Source organism: Mesobacillus subterraneus (genome assembly GCF_003937825.1).
Classification (GTDB): Bacteria; Bacillota; Bacilli; order Bacillales; family Cytobacillaceae; genus Mesobacillus; species Mesobacillus subterraneus.
In genome coordinates, this window is record NZ_RSFW01000037.1 from 22508 (window position 1) to 39857 (window position 17350).

Annotated in this window: 26 protein-coding genes; 25 read left to right on the forward strand and 1 reads right to left on the reverse strand. The window is 39.9% G+C overall.

The features are described from left to right. The first annotated feature begins 7 nt into the window (after window positions 1-7). The 20 genes from EJA10_RS22495 (at window position 8) to EJA10_RS22585 (ending at window position 12146) form a co-directional block, all read left to right on the forward strand. Entirely contained in the window at window positions 8-1153 is a 1146-nt protein-coding gene (locus EJA10_RS22495) for a phage major capsid protein (protein ID WP_125482248.1), read from the forward strand. Window positions 1154-1172: 19 nt separating this feature from the next. After that, the gene (locus tag EJA10_RS22500; protein ID WP_125482249.1) at window positions 1173-1439 is read left to right on the forward strand and encodes a head-tail connector protein; all 267 of its coding nucleotides are present in this window, start codon (window positions 1173-1175) and stop codon (window positions 1437-1439) included. Window positions 1440-1452: 13 nt separating this feature from the next. Then, window positions 1453-1773 carry a hypothetical protein gene (locus EJA10_RS22505; RefSeq protein WP_125482250.1) on the forward strand — a complete coding sequence of 107 codons (321 nt, stop codon included), beginning with the start codon at window positions 1453-1455 and terminating at the stop codon, window positions 1771-1773. Between the two features lie 16 nt (window positions 1774-1789). Beyond that, on the forward strand, window positions 1790-2083 hold the full coding sequence (locus tag EJA10_RS22510) for a phage head closure protein (RefSeq protein WP_170169226.1): 294 nt from the start codon (window positions 1790-1792) through the stop codon (window positions 2081-2083). Continuing rightward, entirely contained in the window at window positions 2083-2523 is a 441-nt protein-coding gene (locus EJA10_RS22515; protein ID WP_246017926.1) for an HK97-gp10 family putative phage morphogenesis protein, read from the forward strand. The genes EJA10_RS22510 and EJA10_RS22515 overlap by 1 nt, the downstream gene beginning before the upstream one ends. Before the next feature lie 11 nt (window positions 2524-2534). Beyond that, a complete protein-coding gene (locus EJA10_RS22520; RefSeq protein WP_125482252.1) occupies window positions 2535-2915 on the forward strand; it encodes a DUF3168 domain-containing protein in 381 nt (126 codons plus the stop codon). A gap of 12 nt (window positions 2916-2927) precedes the next feature. Continuing rightward, the gene (locus EJA10_RS22525) at window positions 2928-3326 is read left to right on the forward strand and encodes a phage tail tube protein (protein ID WP_125482253.1); all 399 of its coding nucleotides are present in this window, start codon (window positions 2928-2930) and stop codon (window positions 3324-3326) included. 54 nt (window positions 3327-3380) lie between these two features. Then, window positions 3381-3707 carry a hypothetical protein gene (locus EJA10_RS22530; protein WP_125482254.1) on the forward strand — a complete coding sequence of 109 codons (327 nt, stop codon included), beginning with the start codon at window positions 3381-3383 and terminating at the stop codon, window positions 3705-3707. 23 nt (window positions 3708-3730) lie between these two features. After that, on the forward strand, window positions 3731-4048 hold the full coding sequence (locus EJA10_RS22535; RefSeq protein WP_125482255.1) for a hypothetical protein: 318 nt from the start codon (window positions 3731-3733) through the stop codon (window positions 4046-4048). Between the two features lies 1 nt (window position 4049). Further along, window positions 4050-4556, forward strand: a complete 507-nt coding sequence (locus tag EJA10_RS22540) for a hypothetical protein (protein WP_125482256.1) — start codon at window positions 4050-4052, stop codon at window positions 4554-4556. A 103-nt stretch (window positions 4557-4659) separates the two neighbouring features. Beyond that, a complete protein-coding gene (locus EJA10_RS22545) occupies window positions 4660-5394 on the forward strand; it encodes a GIY-YIG nuclease family protein (RefSeq protein WP_125482257.1) in 735 nt (244 codons plus the stop codon). Between the two features lie 237 nt (window positions 5395-5631). Then, complete coding sequence (locus EJA10_RS22550; RefSeq protein ID WP_125482258.1) at window positions 5632-7650, forward strand: phage tail protein; 2019 nt, start codon at window positions 5632-5634, stop codon at window positions 7648-7650. A gap of 12 nt (window positions 7651-7662) precedes the next feature. Continuing rightward, window positions 7663-8013 (forward strand): DUF6711 family protein, encoded by a 351-nt coding sequence (locus EJA10_RS22555; protein WP_125482259.1) that lies wholly within the window; start codon window positions 7663-7665, stop codon window positions 8011-8013. Window positions 8014-8023: 10 nt separating this feature from the next. Beyond that, on the forward strand, window positions 8024-9157 hold the full coding sequence (locus EJA10_RS22560; RefSeq protein ID WP_125482260.1) for a hypothetical protein: 1134 nt from the start codon (window positions 8024-8026) through the stop codon (window positions 9155-9157). Next, window positions 9158-10309, forward strand: a complete 1152-nt coding sequence (locus EJA10_RS22565) for a pyocin knob domain-containing protein (RefSeq protein WP_125482261.1) — start codon at window positions 9158-9160, stop codon at window positions 10307-10309. Window positions 10310-10326: 17 nt separating this feature from the next. Then, the gene (locus EJA10_RS22570) at window positions 10327-10593 is read left to right on the forward strand and encodes an XkdW family protein (protein WP_170169227.1); all 267 of its coding nucleotides are present in this window, start codon (window positions 10327-10329) and stop codon (window positions 10591-10593) included. Window positions 10594-10606: 13 nt separating this feature from the next. Further along, window positions 10607-10753, forward strand: coding sequence for a hypothetical protein (locus EJA10_RS23615; RefSeq protein ID WP_170169224.1), 147 nt, complete (start codon window positions 10607-10609; stop codon window positions 10751-10753). Window positions 10754-10813: 60 nt separating this feature from the next. After that, a complete protein-coding gene (locus EJA10_RS22575; RefSeq protein ID WP_125482263.1) occupies window positions 10814-11077 on the forward strand; it encodes a hemolysin XhlA family protein in 264 nt (87 codons plus the stop codon). A 1-nt stretch (window position 11078) separates the two neighbouring features. Then, window positions 11079-11330 (forward strand): phage holin, encoded by a 252-nt coding sequence (locus EJA10_RS22580; protein ID WP_125482264.1) that lies wholly within the window; start codon window positions 11079-11081, stop codon window positions 11328-11330. 126 nt (window positions 11331-11456) lie between these two features. Continuing rightward, on the forward strand, window positions 11457-12146 hold the full coding sequence (locus EJA10_RS22585) for an N-acetylmuramoyl-L-alanine amidase (protein ID WP_125482265.1): 690 nt from the start codon (window positions 11457-11459) through the stop codon (window positions 12144-12146). A gap of 45 nt (window positions 12147-12191) precedes the next feature. On the opposite strand, the gene EJA10_RS22590 is transcribed toward EJA10_RS22585, so the two are convergent. Continuing rightward, window positions 12192-12959, reverse strand: coding sequence for an SH3 domain-containing protein (locus tag EJA10_RS22590; protein WP_125482266.1), 768 nt, complete (start codon window positions 12957-12959; stop codon window positions 12192-12194). A 451-nt stretch (window positions 12960-13410) separates the two neighbouring features. Between EJA10_RS22590 and EJA10_RS22595 the strand changes: the two genes are divergently transcribed. The 5 genes from EJA10_RS22595 (at window position 13411) to EJA10_RS22615 (ending at window position 17147) form a co-directional block, all read left to right on the forward strand. Next, entirely contained in the window at window positions 13411-13992 is a 582-nt protein-coding gene (locus tag EJA10_RS22595) for a hypothetical protein (RefSeq protein ID WP_125482267.1), read from the forward strand. 16 nt (window positions 13993-14008) lie between these two features. Further along, window positions 14009-14713 (forward strand): hypothetical protein, encoded by a 705-nt coding sequence (locus tag EJA10_RS22600; protein WP_125482268.1) that lies wholly within the window; start codon window positions 14009-14011, stop codon window positions 14711-14713. A 174-nt stretch (window positions 14714-14887) separates the two neighbouring features. Next, a complete protein-coding gene (locus EJA10_RS22605; RefSeq protein ID WP_125482269.1) occupies window positions 14888-15169 on the forward strand; it encodes a hypothetical protein in 282 nt (93 codons plus the stop codon). Window positions 15170-15324: 155 nt separating this feature from the next. Continuing rightward, complete coding sequence (locus tag EJA10_RS22610; RefSeq protein ID WP_125482270.1) at window positions 15325-15522, forward strand: hypothetical protein; 198 nt, start codon at window positions 15325-15327, stop codon at window positions 15520-15522. A gap of 194 nt (window positions 15523-15716) precedes the next feature. Further along, window positions 15717-17147: a fibronectin type III domain-containing protein gene (locus EJA10_RS22615; RefSeq protein WP_125482271.1), complete on the forward strand. Its 1431-nt coding sequence runs from the start codon at window positions 15717-15719 to the stop codon at window positions 17145-17147. Window positions 17148-17350 lie beyond the last annotated feature (203 nt).

The window sequence follows — 17350 nt, forward strand, 5'->3', positions numbered from 1 at the left end:
ACCATTAATGAAAACTATTTTTCAAATGAAGCAGCATGTAAGTGAAGTTGGAGCTGAGTTAAGGAGTATTTCTGAAGACATCCGTGCTAAAGCTGCAGATCCAGCAGTTGGTATTGAAGAAGTACGCTCATTGAAACAGAAAAAGAGCGATACTGAAGAACGTTTCAATATGCTGAAGGAAGAGCTTCGTGCCATGGAAGAGGCTGAGGCTAAAAAGCTTAAACAGCAAAACCCACTTACAGGAATCGATTCAGATGAAAAGCGCATGATTGCGGCAAAAGCAGACATGATCCGTTCTGCAATCTTCGGCCGTCAGCCATCTGAAGAAACTCGTAATCTATTGGCTGCCATTCCGGCAAACCATGCTTCTGGTGGAGAGAAATTCCTTCCGACTAACATGACGAATGAGCTGGTACACGAACCATTTGCCAAAAACCAACTTCGTGAGGTTGCGAATGTTTCAAATATCAAGGGTCTGGAAATCCCTAAGATCTCCTTCACTCTTGATGACGATGCCTTCATTACTGACGAGCAAACGGCTAAAGAAATTGCTTTTACTGGTGACAAGGTAAGCTTTGGACGTAACAAATTCAAGGTTAAGGCACGTATTTCTGATACAGTCCTTCACGGATCAGACCTTGACCTGGTTAATTATGTGGAAAATGCCCTTCGTTCTGGTCTGGCTGCGAAAGAAAAGAAAGATGCTTTGGCTACAGCACCTACAGCAGGTTTAGAGCACATGTCCTTCTACACTGCTGACCAAATCAAAGTGGTTACAGGTGAAGATTTGTATACTTCAATTACGGAAGCTATCGCTGACCTGCCAGAAGAGTTCGCTGAGAATGCGAAAATCATGATGAAGCGCTCTGACTACCTGAAAATCCTTAAGACGCTCTCAAATGGAACGACGAATTTCCACAACACTCCTGCAGAACAGGTGCTTGGAAAGCCGGTCGAATTCATGGATGCAGCTGCGTTCCCGATCGTTGGTGATTTCAATTACTTCCGGATCAATTACGACGGAGAGCTGGTATACGATACTGACAAGGATGTGGACAAGGGCGAGTACCTGTTTGTACTTACTGCTTGGTATGATCAGAAGCGTTCCCTGAACTCAGCTTTCCGTATCGCAAAAGTAGCTCCACCAGTGTAATGGAATGGGGGCATAAATAATGCCTGAAGACTTAACCAAGCTGAAAAATTATCTAAGAATTGATGGGAGTGAGGACGATGAAATCCTCACTCTTCTTGTTGGTGCAGCAAAAAAGGACCTTAAGGATTCCGGTGTGAGCGAGCCTCCTGTTGATACTCCTGATGAACGTTATGAATTATTGGTGATGTTAAATGTGGCTCTGCATTATGAGAATCGAGATCCTAGTTTCAAAATGGATAAGCTGAATTATGCCTATCAAAATCTCATCTTAAAACTAAAAACATAGGAGGGATTCACGAATGAAATATGCAGTTGAGAAACCTTTTATCGATAAAAATACCAAGGTGTTTTATGACACGTCTGCCGTCTATGAGACGGATAGCCAGGACCGTGCTAAGGAACTGCAGAAAGCCGGTTATATTAAAGACCAGGCCGAAAGCAATTCTCTTCTTAGCGGTACTGTGGAGGAAGTCTTTTCCTCTCTGGAAGGGTTAAGCAAAGAAGAATATGAACAGCTCCTTGAGGAAGAAAAGGCCGGTAAGAAAAGGAAAACAGTCATCGCCGAATTGGAACGTCTGATTGCAGCTGATGGTGATTCAGATGAATCCGGCAAGGCTTAAACAACGAATCACTCTAATGCAACAGCTCCATCAGCCCAATAGTTATGGTGAAGTAGAAGAGAGTGATAATACCTGGGTCAATCATGTCACTGTATGGGCTGATGTGAAGTTCTTACAGGGACGGGAACTATTCCAGGCCAGTCAGGTCCATAATGAAGTCACTGCGAAAATTCTAATAAGGTACCGGAAAGATGTAGAGCCCAATATGCGGGTCAGATATCTCAATCGTACTCTGGATATTGTTTCTCCACCTATCAATGTAAATGAACAGAATCGCTACCTTGAATTGACCTGTAAGGAAGTGATTTAGTGGCCAGTACTCGAATTGAGGGAATGAGAGAGCTCATACGGACCATTCGACGCCTGGAGAGTCTTCCACAGAAGTGTGTCACCAAGGCAGCCAGAAAAGGCGCTAACGTCGCCCTGAAGGCAGCCAGGAAAGACGCACCTGTGGATACCGGGGACTTGAAAAAGGGATTAAAGCTGACAGGCGAGCGGTCCCGCATTCGCGGAAAGAAAGTGTTCCAGGTTACTTTCAACAAAAATATGAATCATTTGTTTGTAAAGCTGTCCAAGGATGGAAGCAAACGATATTACTATCCTGCTAGTCAGGAATATGGTTTTATGACCCGGGGTGGAGGTTACACGCCGGGTTATCGTTTTTTACGGAAATCCATTGATGAGCACAAATCGGAGATTGAAAGAACAACTGTGGATGTTCTGGCTTCGGAAATAGATAAGTTACGGTGAGGTGAGGATGTTTGGACTTTGAAGAAGCATTGACGGCGGAATTAACAATGATAGAGGGATTGGCCAATAAGGTGTTTCCCCTTAATGCAAAAGAAGGGACTCTCCCACCTTACATTGTTTATCTATCTTCTGAAGGACTCCAGGATAAGACTTTTGATGGTTACTTGTTATTTAAAGAAGTAGAGTGTGAGATTAATATCCTCCATTCCACATACCGAGAAATGAAGGATCTAACAAAAGTCGTCCTCGGGAAAATCCTCTCTTTCCAGGGCAGAACAATTGGTGAAGGTGGACCACGGATCCAGAACCTATCTTATGAAAAACCTTTCGAGCTGTATGAAAAGGAAATTAAACAATATCGATCAGTGATTGATGTGAAATTTAAATTTTAGGGGGAAAGAAAAATGCCATATGCGTCTATGGGTACCAAATTGAAAAAAGGCACGACAGCTATTGCCGATTTAACGAGTATCGGGGGCTTGGATTTGTCAGCTGATACCATTGAAACCACAACCCTTGATTCACAAGACGGGTTCCGTACCTACACCGGAGGTCTTAAGGACGGTGGTGATATTTCACTCAGTGGTTACTTCGATCCAACATCTCATCAGGGCCTCTACACTGATTTTGTAGCTGGCACAAAAAGCCCGTATACCATCGAATTTCCAATGGGAGCAAAATGGAGTTTTGATGGCATCGTGACCGGTTACAACACAAGTGCGGAAATGGAAGATAACATATCGTTTGAAGCAACCATAAAGGTTTCTGGAAAACCAACATTGACTGTACCACCTGCTGTTTAGGACTAGGGATTTCTCTAGTTCTTTTTTATTTGAATCTAATCGGAGGATATTACCATGCCAGATAAAAATGATGTAGTCATTATTGAGTTGGATCGACCACGTGAGTTGCGCTTTGGACATAAGGCATTAAAAAAGTTGAGTGCTCTTACTGGCAAAAGCCTAGAAGAATTTGAAATGGACGGAAACAACTTAGAGGAACTTGAAAAAGTAATGTACTGTGCTCTGATGTTCGATGCTAAGGAAAACAACGAAACTTTGAAATTGGAAGAAATGGAGGATCTTCTTGATTACTCAAGATCCTTTAAATACACCATGGAAAAGCTTCAGGAAGCATTGGAGAGCGCGTTTGGAAGCATTCCGGAGGATGTTGAAAAAAACTAACAGCGGATAGCAGCCCTGAAAATGTGAAATGGGATTGGGATGTATCCCTTAAATCTGCTATCCGAATTGGAATCAGACCAGCTGAGTACAACGAGATGACTCCTCATGAGTTGAATCTTTGCATTCATGCTTTCAATGAAGATCAAAAAATTCAATCTGAAGATAAGCTGACAATCGCCTATATGAACGCCTACTGGCACAGGGTAGAAAAACTACCAAGCCTAAAACAGGTTTTGGGACAAGAGCCAGTTAAAAAGAAGATGACAGATAAGGAAATGTTTAATTGGGTTAAGGCGCTAAACGCAATGTTGGGCGGAACTATACAAAAAGGGGGTGAATAACTTGGCGATTGTAAGAAACCTGATGGTCCGTGCTGGGGCGGACTTTAGTGGATTGCAAAGAGGTATGAGACAAGCCCAGGGTCAGATTAGGAACTTTAGCCAACAGGTTACTCGATCAGTAGGTAGATTAAACGCCGTTTTAGCTGGAGTCGGAGCTACCATTGCAATTGGAGCTGCAATCAAAGATGCAATGGATTTTGAAACTTCCATGAATCAAGTGAGACGTATTATGGGACAGAGCGCCGGTGAGTTTACCAAATGGGCAGAGGAAACAGGTGCAGCTTTTGGATATTCAAAATTGCAGGCAGCTAAAGCAGGAGCAACATATGGAAACCTGTTAAGCACATTTTCTTCAGGTGCAGATGATACACGGAAGAAGACGGAAGAATTGATGAAAGCCACTGCAGTTGTGAGTGCAGCTACAGGAAGAACAATGGACGATACCTTTGAAAGAATTCGAAGCGGTTTACTTGGAAACACGGAAGCGATAATCTTATCTGTCGCATAACTCAGAAATGGGTTATTAAAAATCGAGCAAAATCGGTGAAGGCTAAGTTATATTTCTAATAATCTTGGTATCAATGTGATAGTATATATGTGGAGGGATTACCATGATTTTCTACATTTATAAAATCACTTGTACCATTAACGGAAAAGTATATATAGGACAAACCAAAAATATAAGGAAGCGTTGGGACGAGCATAAGTATCATCTAAGGCGAAACATCCATCATTCTACCCATATGCAAAGAGCTTTCAATAAGCATGGGGAAGAATCTTTCTTGCACGAGGTTGTAGAGACTTGTAGCAAAGAACAAGCGGATGAGAGAGAAAAGTTTTGGATAGTATTTTATGACTCTACTAACAAATTGAAGGGATTTAATCTAGAAAGCGGCGGAAATTTATTAAAACAATTGGCCCAAGAAACCAAAGATAAAATCGGCAGAAAAAACAAGCTGAATTATAAAAAAACACACGTGTTTGTTAACTCTCCCGAGTCAATAATCAAAAGAAGCTCTTCTAATACTGGCAAGAAACGCTCGCCTGAATTTATAGAAAGGATGAGTGAGATCGCTAAAAAAAGAACAGGAGATTCGAATCCTTTCTACGGTAGAACCCACAGCCCCGAAGTTAAAGAAAAAATTAGTAAAGCTAACAGGGGCGGGACTGGTGGAGGAAAACCAAAAAAGAAACTTTTGGCGATTAATCTAGAAACTAAAGAAGAGATTATTTTTGGGTCAAAGTGTGAAGCTGCAAAAAACGGATTCCCTTCCAGGTCTTATATAAATAAGGTTTTGAATGGTACTTTTAAACAGTACAACGGATATACTTTCAAAGAAATATAATAGGCTAATACCGAGGTAAAGCACACTTTAAAAGGTGTGGCTCACCGTAACGCATAGGTGCTGAACCTGTGCTTTTTTATTGCACAGAATATAATGCACCCACGAGTGCTCGACACCTGACCATTAAGTTGAAGGTGAAAATGTATGCTGACCTTACAGGAAACTGTAAGAAGTAGAGGATAAAAAGCCTTTACGATAACAAAGTGAGAAGATTTAGGTATTAACGTAAACGTAGCAATGATCGAGTCTACAAATGCATTTAAGCAGTTCGCCAACGGAGCTTCATGGGATCAATTAAGTTTCCAGGTTCAACAGCAAATCCGTTATATGGCCATTTTGGAGCAGGCTACCCAAAAATACGGAACCACCATCTCTGATTCCACTTCCGTTCGACTTGCCACCTTCGTTCAAGCCTTAAACAATATGAAGCTAGCGCTTGGACAAGCTTTTTTACCTATCCTGAACGTCGCCTTACCAGTGCTCAGTGTTTTAGCTAATAAAATTGCTTCTGTTATGGGAATTGTGGCTCAGTTTGTCAGAGCATTAGTCGGTAAGAAAGGGGACATCCCCCAGCAGACAACTGCCATAAGCAATCAGACAGCTGCGGTAAATAATTTAGGTGCAGCACATGAGAACGCAGGCAAAAAGGCGAAAAAGGCTGCAAAGGAAGCAAAGAAAGCAAGCCGGGGCATAGCTGGTTTTGACCAAATCAATCAATTGGCGGATCCTTCTAGCGGAGCAGGTGCCGGTGCAGGAGCTGGTTCAGCTGGAGCAGGAGGAACTGGTGGATCAGTAGAAATGCCATCGGTGGACACAGGGCATACCGAAGGGGTACTTTCAAAAATAAGTAAAAAAGTTCAAGATTTTGCTAACAAGGTAAAGAAATTCTTTGCTCCTGTCGTAAAGTTCTTTAAAAAGGTTTGGTCTGAAGTATCTTCATACTTTATGGAAAAAGTGAAGGATTTGGTGAAGTTTTGGAATCAGTACGGCGGGCAGTTTATCCAGGCTATGAAAAATATTTGGAAAGGGATAAAGCCCATCGTAACATGGTTAGTAAAATTCATATGGGATTCCACTAAGGGTTTAATCGATGGAGTCATCACATTCTTCAAAGGGCTCATTAAATTCATTTCTGGGGCATTTACTGGCGATTGGAAAACAGCCTTCTCCGGAATAAAGGATATGGTTGTGGGAGCCTTTCAGGCCATATGGAATTTCTTTAATTTAACGCTTATTGGCGGTCTGAAAAAGGGACTAGTATCACTAGTGAAAACTTTTACAGATGATTTTGCCAAGATTGCTGCCAAGGTAAAGGAACCATTTTCAAAAATAGGTGAATGGTTCAATGGGATCGGCACCAAAATGTATGAAGGCATGAAGGCGCCATTTAAAGATGTATACAATTGGTTCAAGGATAATGTGGTCAAGAAATTCAGCGAAGTCCTAGTTAACTGGAAAGGGGATATTGCGTCTAAAGCATCTTCTATCTGGTCTTCTATCAAAGGAAGCTTTACAGGGGCATATAGTTGGTTTAAAGACACCGTTGTCTACAAGTTTTATGAAGCACTAGTCAACTGGAAAAGTATCATTGCAAATAAGGGATTGGAAATCTGGAATGCAATCAAGGGGAAGTTCACGGGTGCTTATGCCTGGTTTAGGGACAATGTAGCGAGAAAACCGTGGGAAGCCCTAAATAATATGAAAAGCTCAATTGCTAGTTCGGCAGGCAACATTTGGGCAGCAATCAAAGGGAAATTCACTGATGTTTATGGTTGGTTCAAGAGGAATGTAACAGACAAGATATCCTCGGCTTTTAATAAAATCAGAACTTCCTTTACAAATGGACTTGCTAACGGTGTAAGGACACTGCTCAATAAATTAATTGACGGTATCAATGCTCCAATTCTAACCTTAAAGAATTTTACCGTAATGGGGAAAAGGCCATTCAGTGGATTAGACACAATCCCTCGCCTTGCAAAAGGCGGTATCACCACCGGTCCAACCCTAGCATTAATCGGTGATAACCCGGGCGGTAAAGAGGTAGTATCTCCACTGAATAAATTGCAGGATATGATGGCTGCTACAGTTGGAAATGCAGTGATGGCAGCTATGCAATTCAATTCTTCAGCAGGTAATGCTGGAGGGGGAGACACAATATTAAATATCGATGGCAGAACTTTTGCGAGGATCGTTAAACCATACTTGGATAAAGAGAACAAGAGGATAGGAACGAATGTAAAAATGAATTCCATTTAAGGCGGTGGGTAAATGGCGCTTATAGAAATCAATGGGGTGGATTTGCCCACCCCTTCAGACTTCCAGGTAGGCATTATGGACTTGAGTAAGGCAGAACGTAATGCACGTGGAACCATGATCATTGAAAGAATCGCGACGAAGAGGAAACTGGACATCTCTTATTCATACCTGTCCAGGACAGAATTAAGTCAGGTATTAAGTGCGGTCTCACCTGTTTTCTTTAATGTAAGATATCTGGATCCACAAACAGACCAATATCGTACCGGAAGTTTTTATTGCGGTGACAGAAATGCGGGTATGCTGGATTTCAAAGACGGAGTTCCCCGTTATAAAGATATTAAATTCGATTTGATTGAAAGATAGGTGACAAATAATGCTGAACGTCAGTAATGCTTTTAAAGAGGCAGTATATGCACCTATCCGTAAAATCACAGCAAGGATCCATTTCACATTGAATGGCAGCACCAAAACCTATGATGATGATTTCATCATTCGGGCAAGTATCCTGGAAGAAATGAACACCATCAATGAAACCTTGCCATCGAACGAAGCGATTGTCACATTGGAAAATACCAATGGAGAATTCAACATTTTAAATCTGCAAAGGATGCAGGAAATCATTGCAAGCAGGCCTAAGATTCAAATGGAATTCGGTCTTGTTTATGAAGATGAAAGTATCGAGTGGGTGCCGATGGGTACCTATTTTTTGGTTGAGTGGAAAAATGAAGTTGCAGCCATGAGTATTTCACTGATCGGACGAGATAACTTCGACATGCTTTCCCAAATTTCTTATAACAACACGGCGGGGAACAACTTATATAATCTGGCAGCAGACATCTTACAAAAGGCTGGCATTGTAGATTTTACAATTGATAACAGTTTGAAAAGTATTAACACGAATGGTTTTTTAGAAAGGCTCGACAGCAGGACAGCCCTTCAGCATATCGGGATAGCTTCAAGAAGTGCAGTTTTCCAGGATAGATACGGCAAGGTCATCATAAAACCCTTCACAGCCATGGACGCCAGCAGCAACTACCTTTCCTATGCGGGCCAGCCGTTACATTACTTCGGCGCCGTTTATCCATTGACTACCAACGGTTCCGGGATGAAAAACATCGGATACGATAATGTTTTCGAGGAGCCAGAAATATCCCTGGATAAGTCCATCTATGAAGTAGTAGTGAATGTTTATGGACCAGGAGATCCAAGAGAAATTATCCGTATTAATACTAGTATCAACGGACAAAACGGTTCTTCTTTTAAAATAGATAACCCTCTCATTAACACGGATGAGATGGCGATTAAAGTGGCGGATTGGATCATCAAGGAAAGTAACTACAATGCCATCTATAAAACGGTATGGAGGCAAAATCCTGCCCTGGAGTGCGCGGATATGGTCCTGGTTGAGGATAGTTTCCAAGCCATGAAGCAGACAAGGATTTTCAGGCAGGAATATCAATATGAAGGATATCTGAAAGGCGTAACAGAAAGCAAAGGTGGTATTTAAATGGTCTATAACAAGACAGCCTGGAAGGATAGGGTTGTGGAACGGCCCCTTACTTTCACGATGCAAAATAACGCGGATGGCAGTGTGACCTTAGCCCCTGCTGAAGGGCAGATCATTGACCCGGGAACGGCACTCACTGCCCTTCTAATGAACAATTTAGAAAAACAGTATGATGAAGCAATAGCATGGGCCAAAGAGTTTGGACTTGGTTCGAACACAAAAACCGTAGACTGGAATACCGTAAGCGAATCAGGATTTTATTCGGGAATAACTGGTGGACCAAATGGGTCATCAAATTATTTTGGTTTTCATAGTCAAAACAGCCCAAACTATGCAACCCAGGTTGTTCAAAGGTTAGGAGTGACTTGGACCAGAAACAAAGAAAATGGGGTCTGGCAGGCTTGGACCAGATTAGAAACCACTGATGGCGCCCAAGCAAAAGCGGACCTAGCTGAGGCCTATGCAGTAAATAATGCAGTAAATCAGGCTAAAGCGTATGCAATGAATTCAATATCCACTGGGTCAACTGCAGATCCTAACACTACACAAGAGTCGTATATTCTCACGAATCATGCAAACAGTCCTGGTGGCAGCGCTTATTGGCATATTTTCACCCTCTTCTATTCGTCGAAAACTGGAAACCGTGTACAAATTGCAATTTCCTATAATGGACGAGTTAGGATGGAGATACGCCAGTTTTTTAGCGGTTCTTGGTCTACCTGGCATCGAGTGACGGCGGGAGAAATCTACACCCACGCAAGCAGATCGGCTTCAGCTGCCCAGTCTTGTGCTGCAGGTGCTTGGACTATGATGACCTACCCTACTGTAAACGACAACGTCGGTGGGGGTACCTGGTCTAGTAGCCAATGGATAGTACCAGAGACAGGGATTTATCAAGTTCATGCCGGCGTACAACTGGCTAGTATTGTTGCAGGCATTAGAGTATTCACAGCTGTTTTTGTGGGAAACAGTCTATATGATGAAACCCGTCTGACCATGAGGATGACATCAGGAGGGTCGGACAGTCTATTTTTAGGTAATGCTATTTTGCAGCTAACAGCAGGCCAAAGAATCGACTTTCGTGTATATCACGATTTTACCGGCGCATTAAATACGATGATGAACTTCTTTAAAGCCACCAGAATTGGATAGAAAGGAGAGGTTCTGAAGTGAATAAGGAAAAAGCAATCTTGAAAATATACCCGGAAGCTGTACCAAACGTGGATTTCATTATTACGGCTGACCCGGAAACCTTGGAAACGACCATCCACACATGGAAATATGATAAACCGAAGCCGACTGATTCCCAGCTACAGGCAGCCTGGGACGATTTGCAGGCGAACCCTCCTGTAAAACCCAAGAGTCTTGAAGAACAGATAAAAGCAAGACTGGAAGCACTGGAGTTGGCTACAATTACACTTATGGATTTTATGTAAAAAGGAGAAGGAGATGGAAAACAATATGTATCAATTCGTTCTTAATATGTGGGTATTTGGCAAAGTAACAGAAACACAGGTTAATAATTACACAACCAAAGGATTTATCACTGAGCAGGAAGCCCAGCAGATTTTAGCAACGCCACAGGATGACCAATAGGCTTTTGGGGACAGAAAGAGATAATCGTTAGGGGGGAAGTGAGCATTGGAGGAGACAACGGTGGATTTATTTAAACAGACTGTTCAGAATGACATCGCTGAACTAAAAAAATGTGACAAGGACCTTAAAGAGGAAATAGATAAACTCAAACAAACCGTCGCTTTCCATGATCGTGATATCCACGATATCAAAGAAACGCTTAAGGAAATCAAAGAAGACACTAAATGGCTACGAAGATCCATCACCAATGCCCTGATTGTTGCATTGATTACTGGAGCTGTGGCTATTTTTTATGCTGCTTTAAAATCGCAAGGAGGGGTTTAAAATGTACGAACAACCGAAAACGTGGAAAGACTGGGCCATCCTTTTGTCAGGGTGGCTTTCTTTATTGGCACTAGGGTTGAAAGGGATATTTGGTGTGGACATCACGCCGTTCGCCTCGGATATTGCTAACTTCATTATCTTGAGTATATTCATGGCCGTAAATGCCTGGTCTGTATGGAAGAACACCTACGTTTCACATAAAGCAAAACTACAAAAGAAGGCACTGCAAGCACAGGGATTGATTCGAAAATAGGCTACCCTCCAGGGTGGCTTTTCTTATTTTTCCCAGAAAGGGGGTGATTGTCATGTAAGGACCTGGGACAGGTGTACAAGCAAGGAATATAAAGAGGAAAACAAATATTATTAGAGGTGATTAAACATGGTAAAAGTATTTATTGATCCAGGTCACGGCGGTACAGATCCAGGCGCAGTTGGTAACGGGCTTAGGGAGAAGGATTTAACACTCCAAATCGGAACTCGTATCAAAAACATTCTTACACAGGAATATGACAATGTCTCTGTTTTAATGAGTCGTACTGGTGATCAAACAGTTTCCCTTACGGAAAGGACAAATGCAGCAAACTCCTGGGGTGCTGATTTCCTTCTGTCTGTTCATATTAATGCTGGTGGAGGAACAGGGTACGAGGATTTCATTTACCCTGGTGTAGGGGCACCGACAACTACGTACCAAAGTAATATTCATGCAGCTATCATTGCCCTTGTTGACTTTTATGATCGTGGGAAGAAAACAGCGAATTTCCACATGCTCCGGGAGTCACGTATGCCAGCGCTTCTTACCGAGAATGGATTCATTGATAATGCTAACGATGCAGCCAAACTAAAATCCAGCACATTCATTGAAAACATTGCTCGTGGCCATGTGAATGGTATTGTTAAAAGCTTCAATCTTCCTAAGAAGGCCACAGCTGTTTATCACACAGTTGTCGCTGGAGATACGGTATATTCTTTAAGCAAGACTTATGGAAGTACTACTCAACAAATCAAGGATTGGAACAACCTTGATGACAATTACACTATTTATGTAGGACAAGTGCTTCGAGTTAAATAAATTAGACAAGCCCTTCTTAAAACGAAGGGCTTGTTTACTTTAATCTTATTTAATTTTGGTCGTATATTTACTTGAAACATAACCATAGGACTTGCCATACTTGATTTTATACCAGCCTTCACTAGACTCAACGACTTCAATTTTTTGGTCCTTCTTCAATTTTCCTAGTTTGGTAGCTTTGATGGAAGGAGATTTTCTAACATTTAAAGTTTGAGATTTTACTTTAGATTTGAACAGAACTTTTTCTGTTTTTATTTTCTTTACATACTTTGTTGAAACCCACCCATAACCTTTTCCGTGCTTGATCTTAGACCATCCGTTGCTGCTTGCTACAACCTCAACTGTGACATTTTTCTTCAAGGTTCCAATTTTCTTCGCTTTACTGGAAGCTTTCTCCCTTATGTTAAGTGTTTTAGAAGTCACAGTTCCTTTATATAACACTTTTGGAGCCTGAATAGCTGGTTTTGGAGCTGGCTTTGGTGACTTAAGCACAGTTTTAACGGTTAATATTGCTGAACGCCTCGACAACTCAAGTTCTAAGGTTTGTCCATCCTTTACGACATATGATGCTGCACCCATGATATGAAAAGTATTTACTGCTGGTGAATAGTAACCGTAAACCTGCCCCTTGCAATCTCCAGTTGCCTCCGCAAAATTTTGTTTTTGGTGCTTATCTGACTCTATAGTAATAGAGCAATTGACAGGAGCTACTTCGTTTGCTGAGGCAAATTCCACGTGTTTGGTAAGAGAACTCCGAATGCCAATACTGCTACCAAGAGTCCCTTTAAAAATTTCATCATACAGTACACTCACTTTCTGTAAAGCTTTTAATTTATATATATTATCGGCAAAGAAATGTAAATTTTAACAATTTAAAAAACCCGTCTCATTCGAGAGGGGGCTTTAACCACTATGTATTGATATTTGAGGATTTCAGGACCTTCTCTTTCAATTACTGCCAAAACTGCAACTACCCCCAAGAATCAAATAATATACCCCCTGTTTTTCTTAATCTCAACAGTATATTTAAATAGATTATAGTGTAACCTTTACCTCCATTGAGTCCTACAGTCTTTAATAGGTAATTATGCTATAAAAAAGATATCGACATATTTTGGTAAAGAGTCTAAAATAAAATCAGATATAAATAGGCTTTTTATCAACTTTTCTCCTAGGTATTTTATAATGTTTATTTGACATTAATATACTATAATTCTATAATTTTACGGTACGAGTTAAAAAAAGGAAAATTGGGGGAAAAGTTATGATGAAAAAAGTTTCATTTATTATTACTTTAGCAGTAATGTTATGGACTGGCTTGGTAACTGCTGCATCGGCGGAGGACATTGATTGGAACAAAAGACTTACATCGGGAACTAATATCGCTTATTGGATTGATTCTGGATGTGAATACACAGTATCGATTCCTAATGCTGTGAATAAATTAATGAATCCCTCTGGTATGACTAATCCACTTATAATTAGTAAAACCACGGTAAAAAGCAGCTCTAAAATGGATTTTTACCAAAACTATGTAAATAATGGTATTTATGCATCAACCTCTGTTTTTAGGAAAAATTCATCAGGAGTTTACTATCAAATGCCAGTATCAGAAAAGGATACATATGATTGGGTTTACGGTGAAATAAAAATAAATGATTATAAGATGGGGCAACTAACTAGCACTCCGAGAGAAAAGGTAATTATTCATGAAATGCTCCATGTATATGGGCTGAAGGATTTATATTTATATGAAAATAGAAGTTCAATTATGTATGGTTACAGTGACGGTACAGCTACCACTTTAACAAGTGATGCAAATAATGTTCTCAAAGCAAAATATTAACAAGAGGAGTTTATATATGAATAAAAATAAAACTATTGTAGTGTTGCTAAGTGTAGCTTGTGCTGCCTTAGTTACCCTGAACATCCTAAAGGACGATACGGTTGCCCTTGTTGAATCTGAAAATCAAAATAATGTTACAAAGCAAAACGAGAAGAAAGTGGCAGACATTGCCCACAAAGAAATCTTTGGGAAATATGAAAGAGAGTTTAGTTGGGCAATTAATCCAACTATACCTGAAAACTTATTCACTCCAGAAGCAACTTCTGTCGTTCAATTAAAGGTACTTTCAATGGGAGAGGCTGAAATTCTTCCCCAAACAGAAGAATTTATCACTCAAGATCCTTATACACCAATTGAAGTTGAAATATTAGACACAATTTCCGGAAATCCTTTATCGGGTAATAAAACAATATATATTGATGGTGGAGACATTAAAATATCGAAGCTTATGAAATTTATAGATAAAGAAAAAAGTAATAAAATGGGCTTTGATAAATTGTCAGAAAAAGATAGGGATAACATGTATATATCCTATACTTCAGATAATGATTATAAGATGAAAATTGGTAAAGAATATACGGTATTTTTGGTGAAGCAAACAGAGGATATTTATACAATTATGGGAAGTGGCTATGGAATCTTTGATATTGAAAAAGATGCTATGGGTAAAAAAACATTTAAAAATGTGTTAACTGGCAAGGAATCAGCTTTGCAATTCTAATACAAAAAGTTTTAATTAGTTCCATAAAAGAAGCCTCGCTCAATCGAGTGGGGCTTTTATCCATTCTGTTTAATTGAGTCAGATAGAAATCTATTAAAAGATTAAAACTAACAATCGAAAAGACGATATAAATATGGTATTTGTTCTAAAACATAAATTTAAGGAGTTAAAGTTATGCCATTATTAGCTGTATTTGCCCTTATTTTATTAATTTATTTAAGTCGTAGTGGGAACATTCAAAATTGGTCACTCAACGCAAGAATTGGTACGTTTTCTCTTATTTTAGGCATTATTTTACGTGGAGGGGCACTATTCCTCGGTGCAAGTGGTGATTCATTTTCCGATTCTCCACCATTTTTTGCAACTGTCCTATTTTTTGCAAGTGGTTTAGCTTTTGTTGTTACTATTGTGTGCCTTATTGTTGGTTTATATAGAATATTTTTTGAAAAATATTAATCTATATTTTTGCGAGACTAGTCCTTTATAAGGAAATTCGTGGAATGGTGCTAAAATAAAAATATTATTGTGTATATCGAGGTACAGGGTTCTTCATCGAAGTTCAGAGGACGATTTACTCTGATAAGCTTATGGGCGAAAAGATGGAGCGGTATGTGGATTTATACCATGGCGATATAGTAGCAAAACCATTTCCACATGTCCTGATTCTATCTGATCAGCGTTATGCGATTGACGGAGATTATCCTTTTAAGATGTTTCAGACTCAAAGCTTTTCCGGGTTTGTAAACTCGCTGATAGGGGCAGAAGAGAAGCTGAAATTCGGTAATGGGGTGAAAATAAAAATTGGATAAAGAAAGAGCCAAGTAGTTTCAACCATTGGACAGTTATTGGGTAAGTTAATATATTTATTTCTACAGTAAAAAATTACAGTAAATGTATTGTCGGATTTACTAAATTCTTATAAAATAAATATTGGATAGATTTACCTATAAAGTGATAGAAGAATAGGTAAATCTATTGAATTTATCCTATCTAGGGGGAAACCATGAGAATTAAAAATGGTGCTATTTTTCTATTTTTCTTTTGCTTGTTGCTCACTGTATCCTTTTTCCCAGGAAAAGCTTTTGGAGCTGCTGGGGACAGAATAACACCTTACAGCACGTGGGATTATCACAAATTCAATTTCCAAGAATATAGTTTCGAAACACCTAAATTGGTGGATTTGCAGCAATTTGACATGTATGTTGGCGAAGAAGCCAACGAAATTGTTCGAAATGAAAATTATTTCAACGGAGTACCTAAACCGGATGAACATTGGATATTAATGGGTTTTGATATATCTTACATTTCAGGACCTGAAGAACCCCTAAATGCCTCTGATCTGATATATAGCAGCAATAACTTTTATACAACGAGCGGACAGAAAATAACTCCGATTGATACCGCAGTGTTTTCCCAACAATTAAAAGGGCTTGGTGAATTCGATGTAAGTCTATACCCCGGTGCATCGTCCAAAGTATGGTATGGTATTCTTGTCAAAAAGACAGCCGGCCTCCCCCTTATTAGAATTGGTACTGGGGTAAACCAGACTACAGGTTCAACTAATTATAAGTGGTTCGCAACCGATCCTTACTACATAGAACCTGTGGTTGCATCGAATGCTACAGCGAGTTCGTATAATAGCATAAAACTGACATGGACCCCAGCCACAGGTATATCTGGGTATGACATATACAGGTCAACATCTCCCACTGGCTCCTTCACGAAAGTTTCCAGTGTTGGTCTGCCTAATACAAATTTTTTAAATACAGGCTTGAATACCGGGACAATCTATTACTATAAAATTAAGACTTTTTATACATTGGAAGATGGAACAAAAATTTATGGTTCTTTTAGCCCGGTAGTTTCTGCAAAGCCAGTACTTTCTGTTCCCGCATATCCTAAGGCCGCGCCAACTTCTTATAATAGTATTAAAACAAGCTGGAAAGCAATCAAGGGAGCAAATGGGTATGAAGTGTACCGTGCAACTTCTAAAACAGGAAAGTATTCCTTAGTCGCAAAAACCACTACCACAACAAGTTTTACTAACACAGGGCTTTCTACTAATAAGGTGTATTATTACAAAATAAGGGCATACCGAATGGTCGGGAAAACAAAGGTATACAGCGGTTATACTAGAATTATCTCAGCAAAACCAATCCTATCAGTTCCAACTAATTTTAAGGCATCTAAATCTAGTTCAACAAGTATTAAAACAACCTGGAGTGCAGTAAACGGGGCAAGTGGATATGAAGTGTATCGGGCTAAAACAAAAACCGGAAAATACAGCTTAGTCAAAAGAACAACTTCTAAGTATTACACTAATACAGGTTTGAAGACAGGAAGTACCTATTATTATAAGGTAAGAGCCTATAGGAAGGTTGGCTCTGTAAAGGTGTACAGTGGCTGGACAACGGTTTCAAGCGCAAGGCCGTAAATGAATAAAAAAAGTAAAACGCCTGGCTGCCAAAAACCAGGCGTTTTACTTTTTCGTTTGACAAAACGTGGGTGTTAGCGTTTTAGGAACAGCAATTCAAATGAAATATTCACCAATACTATGTTTGATTGTGTAGACTGAGACTAGATCCTAAAGGAGTGGAAGAAAATAAGAAAATAAATAGTGAAGTGAAAATAAAAATT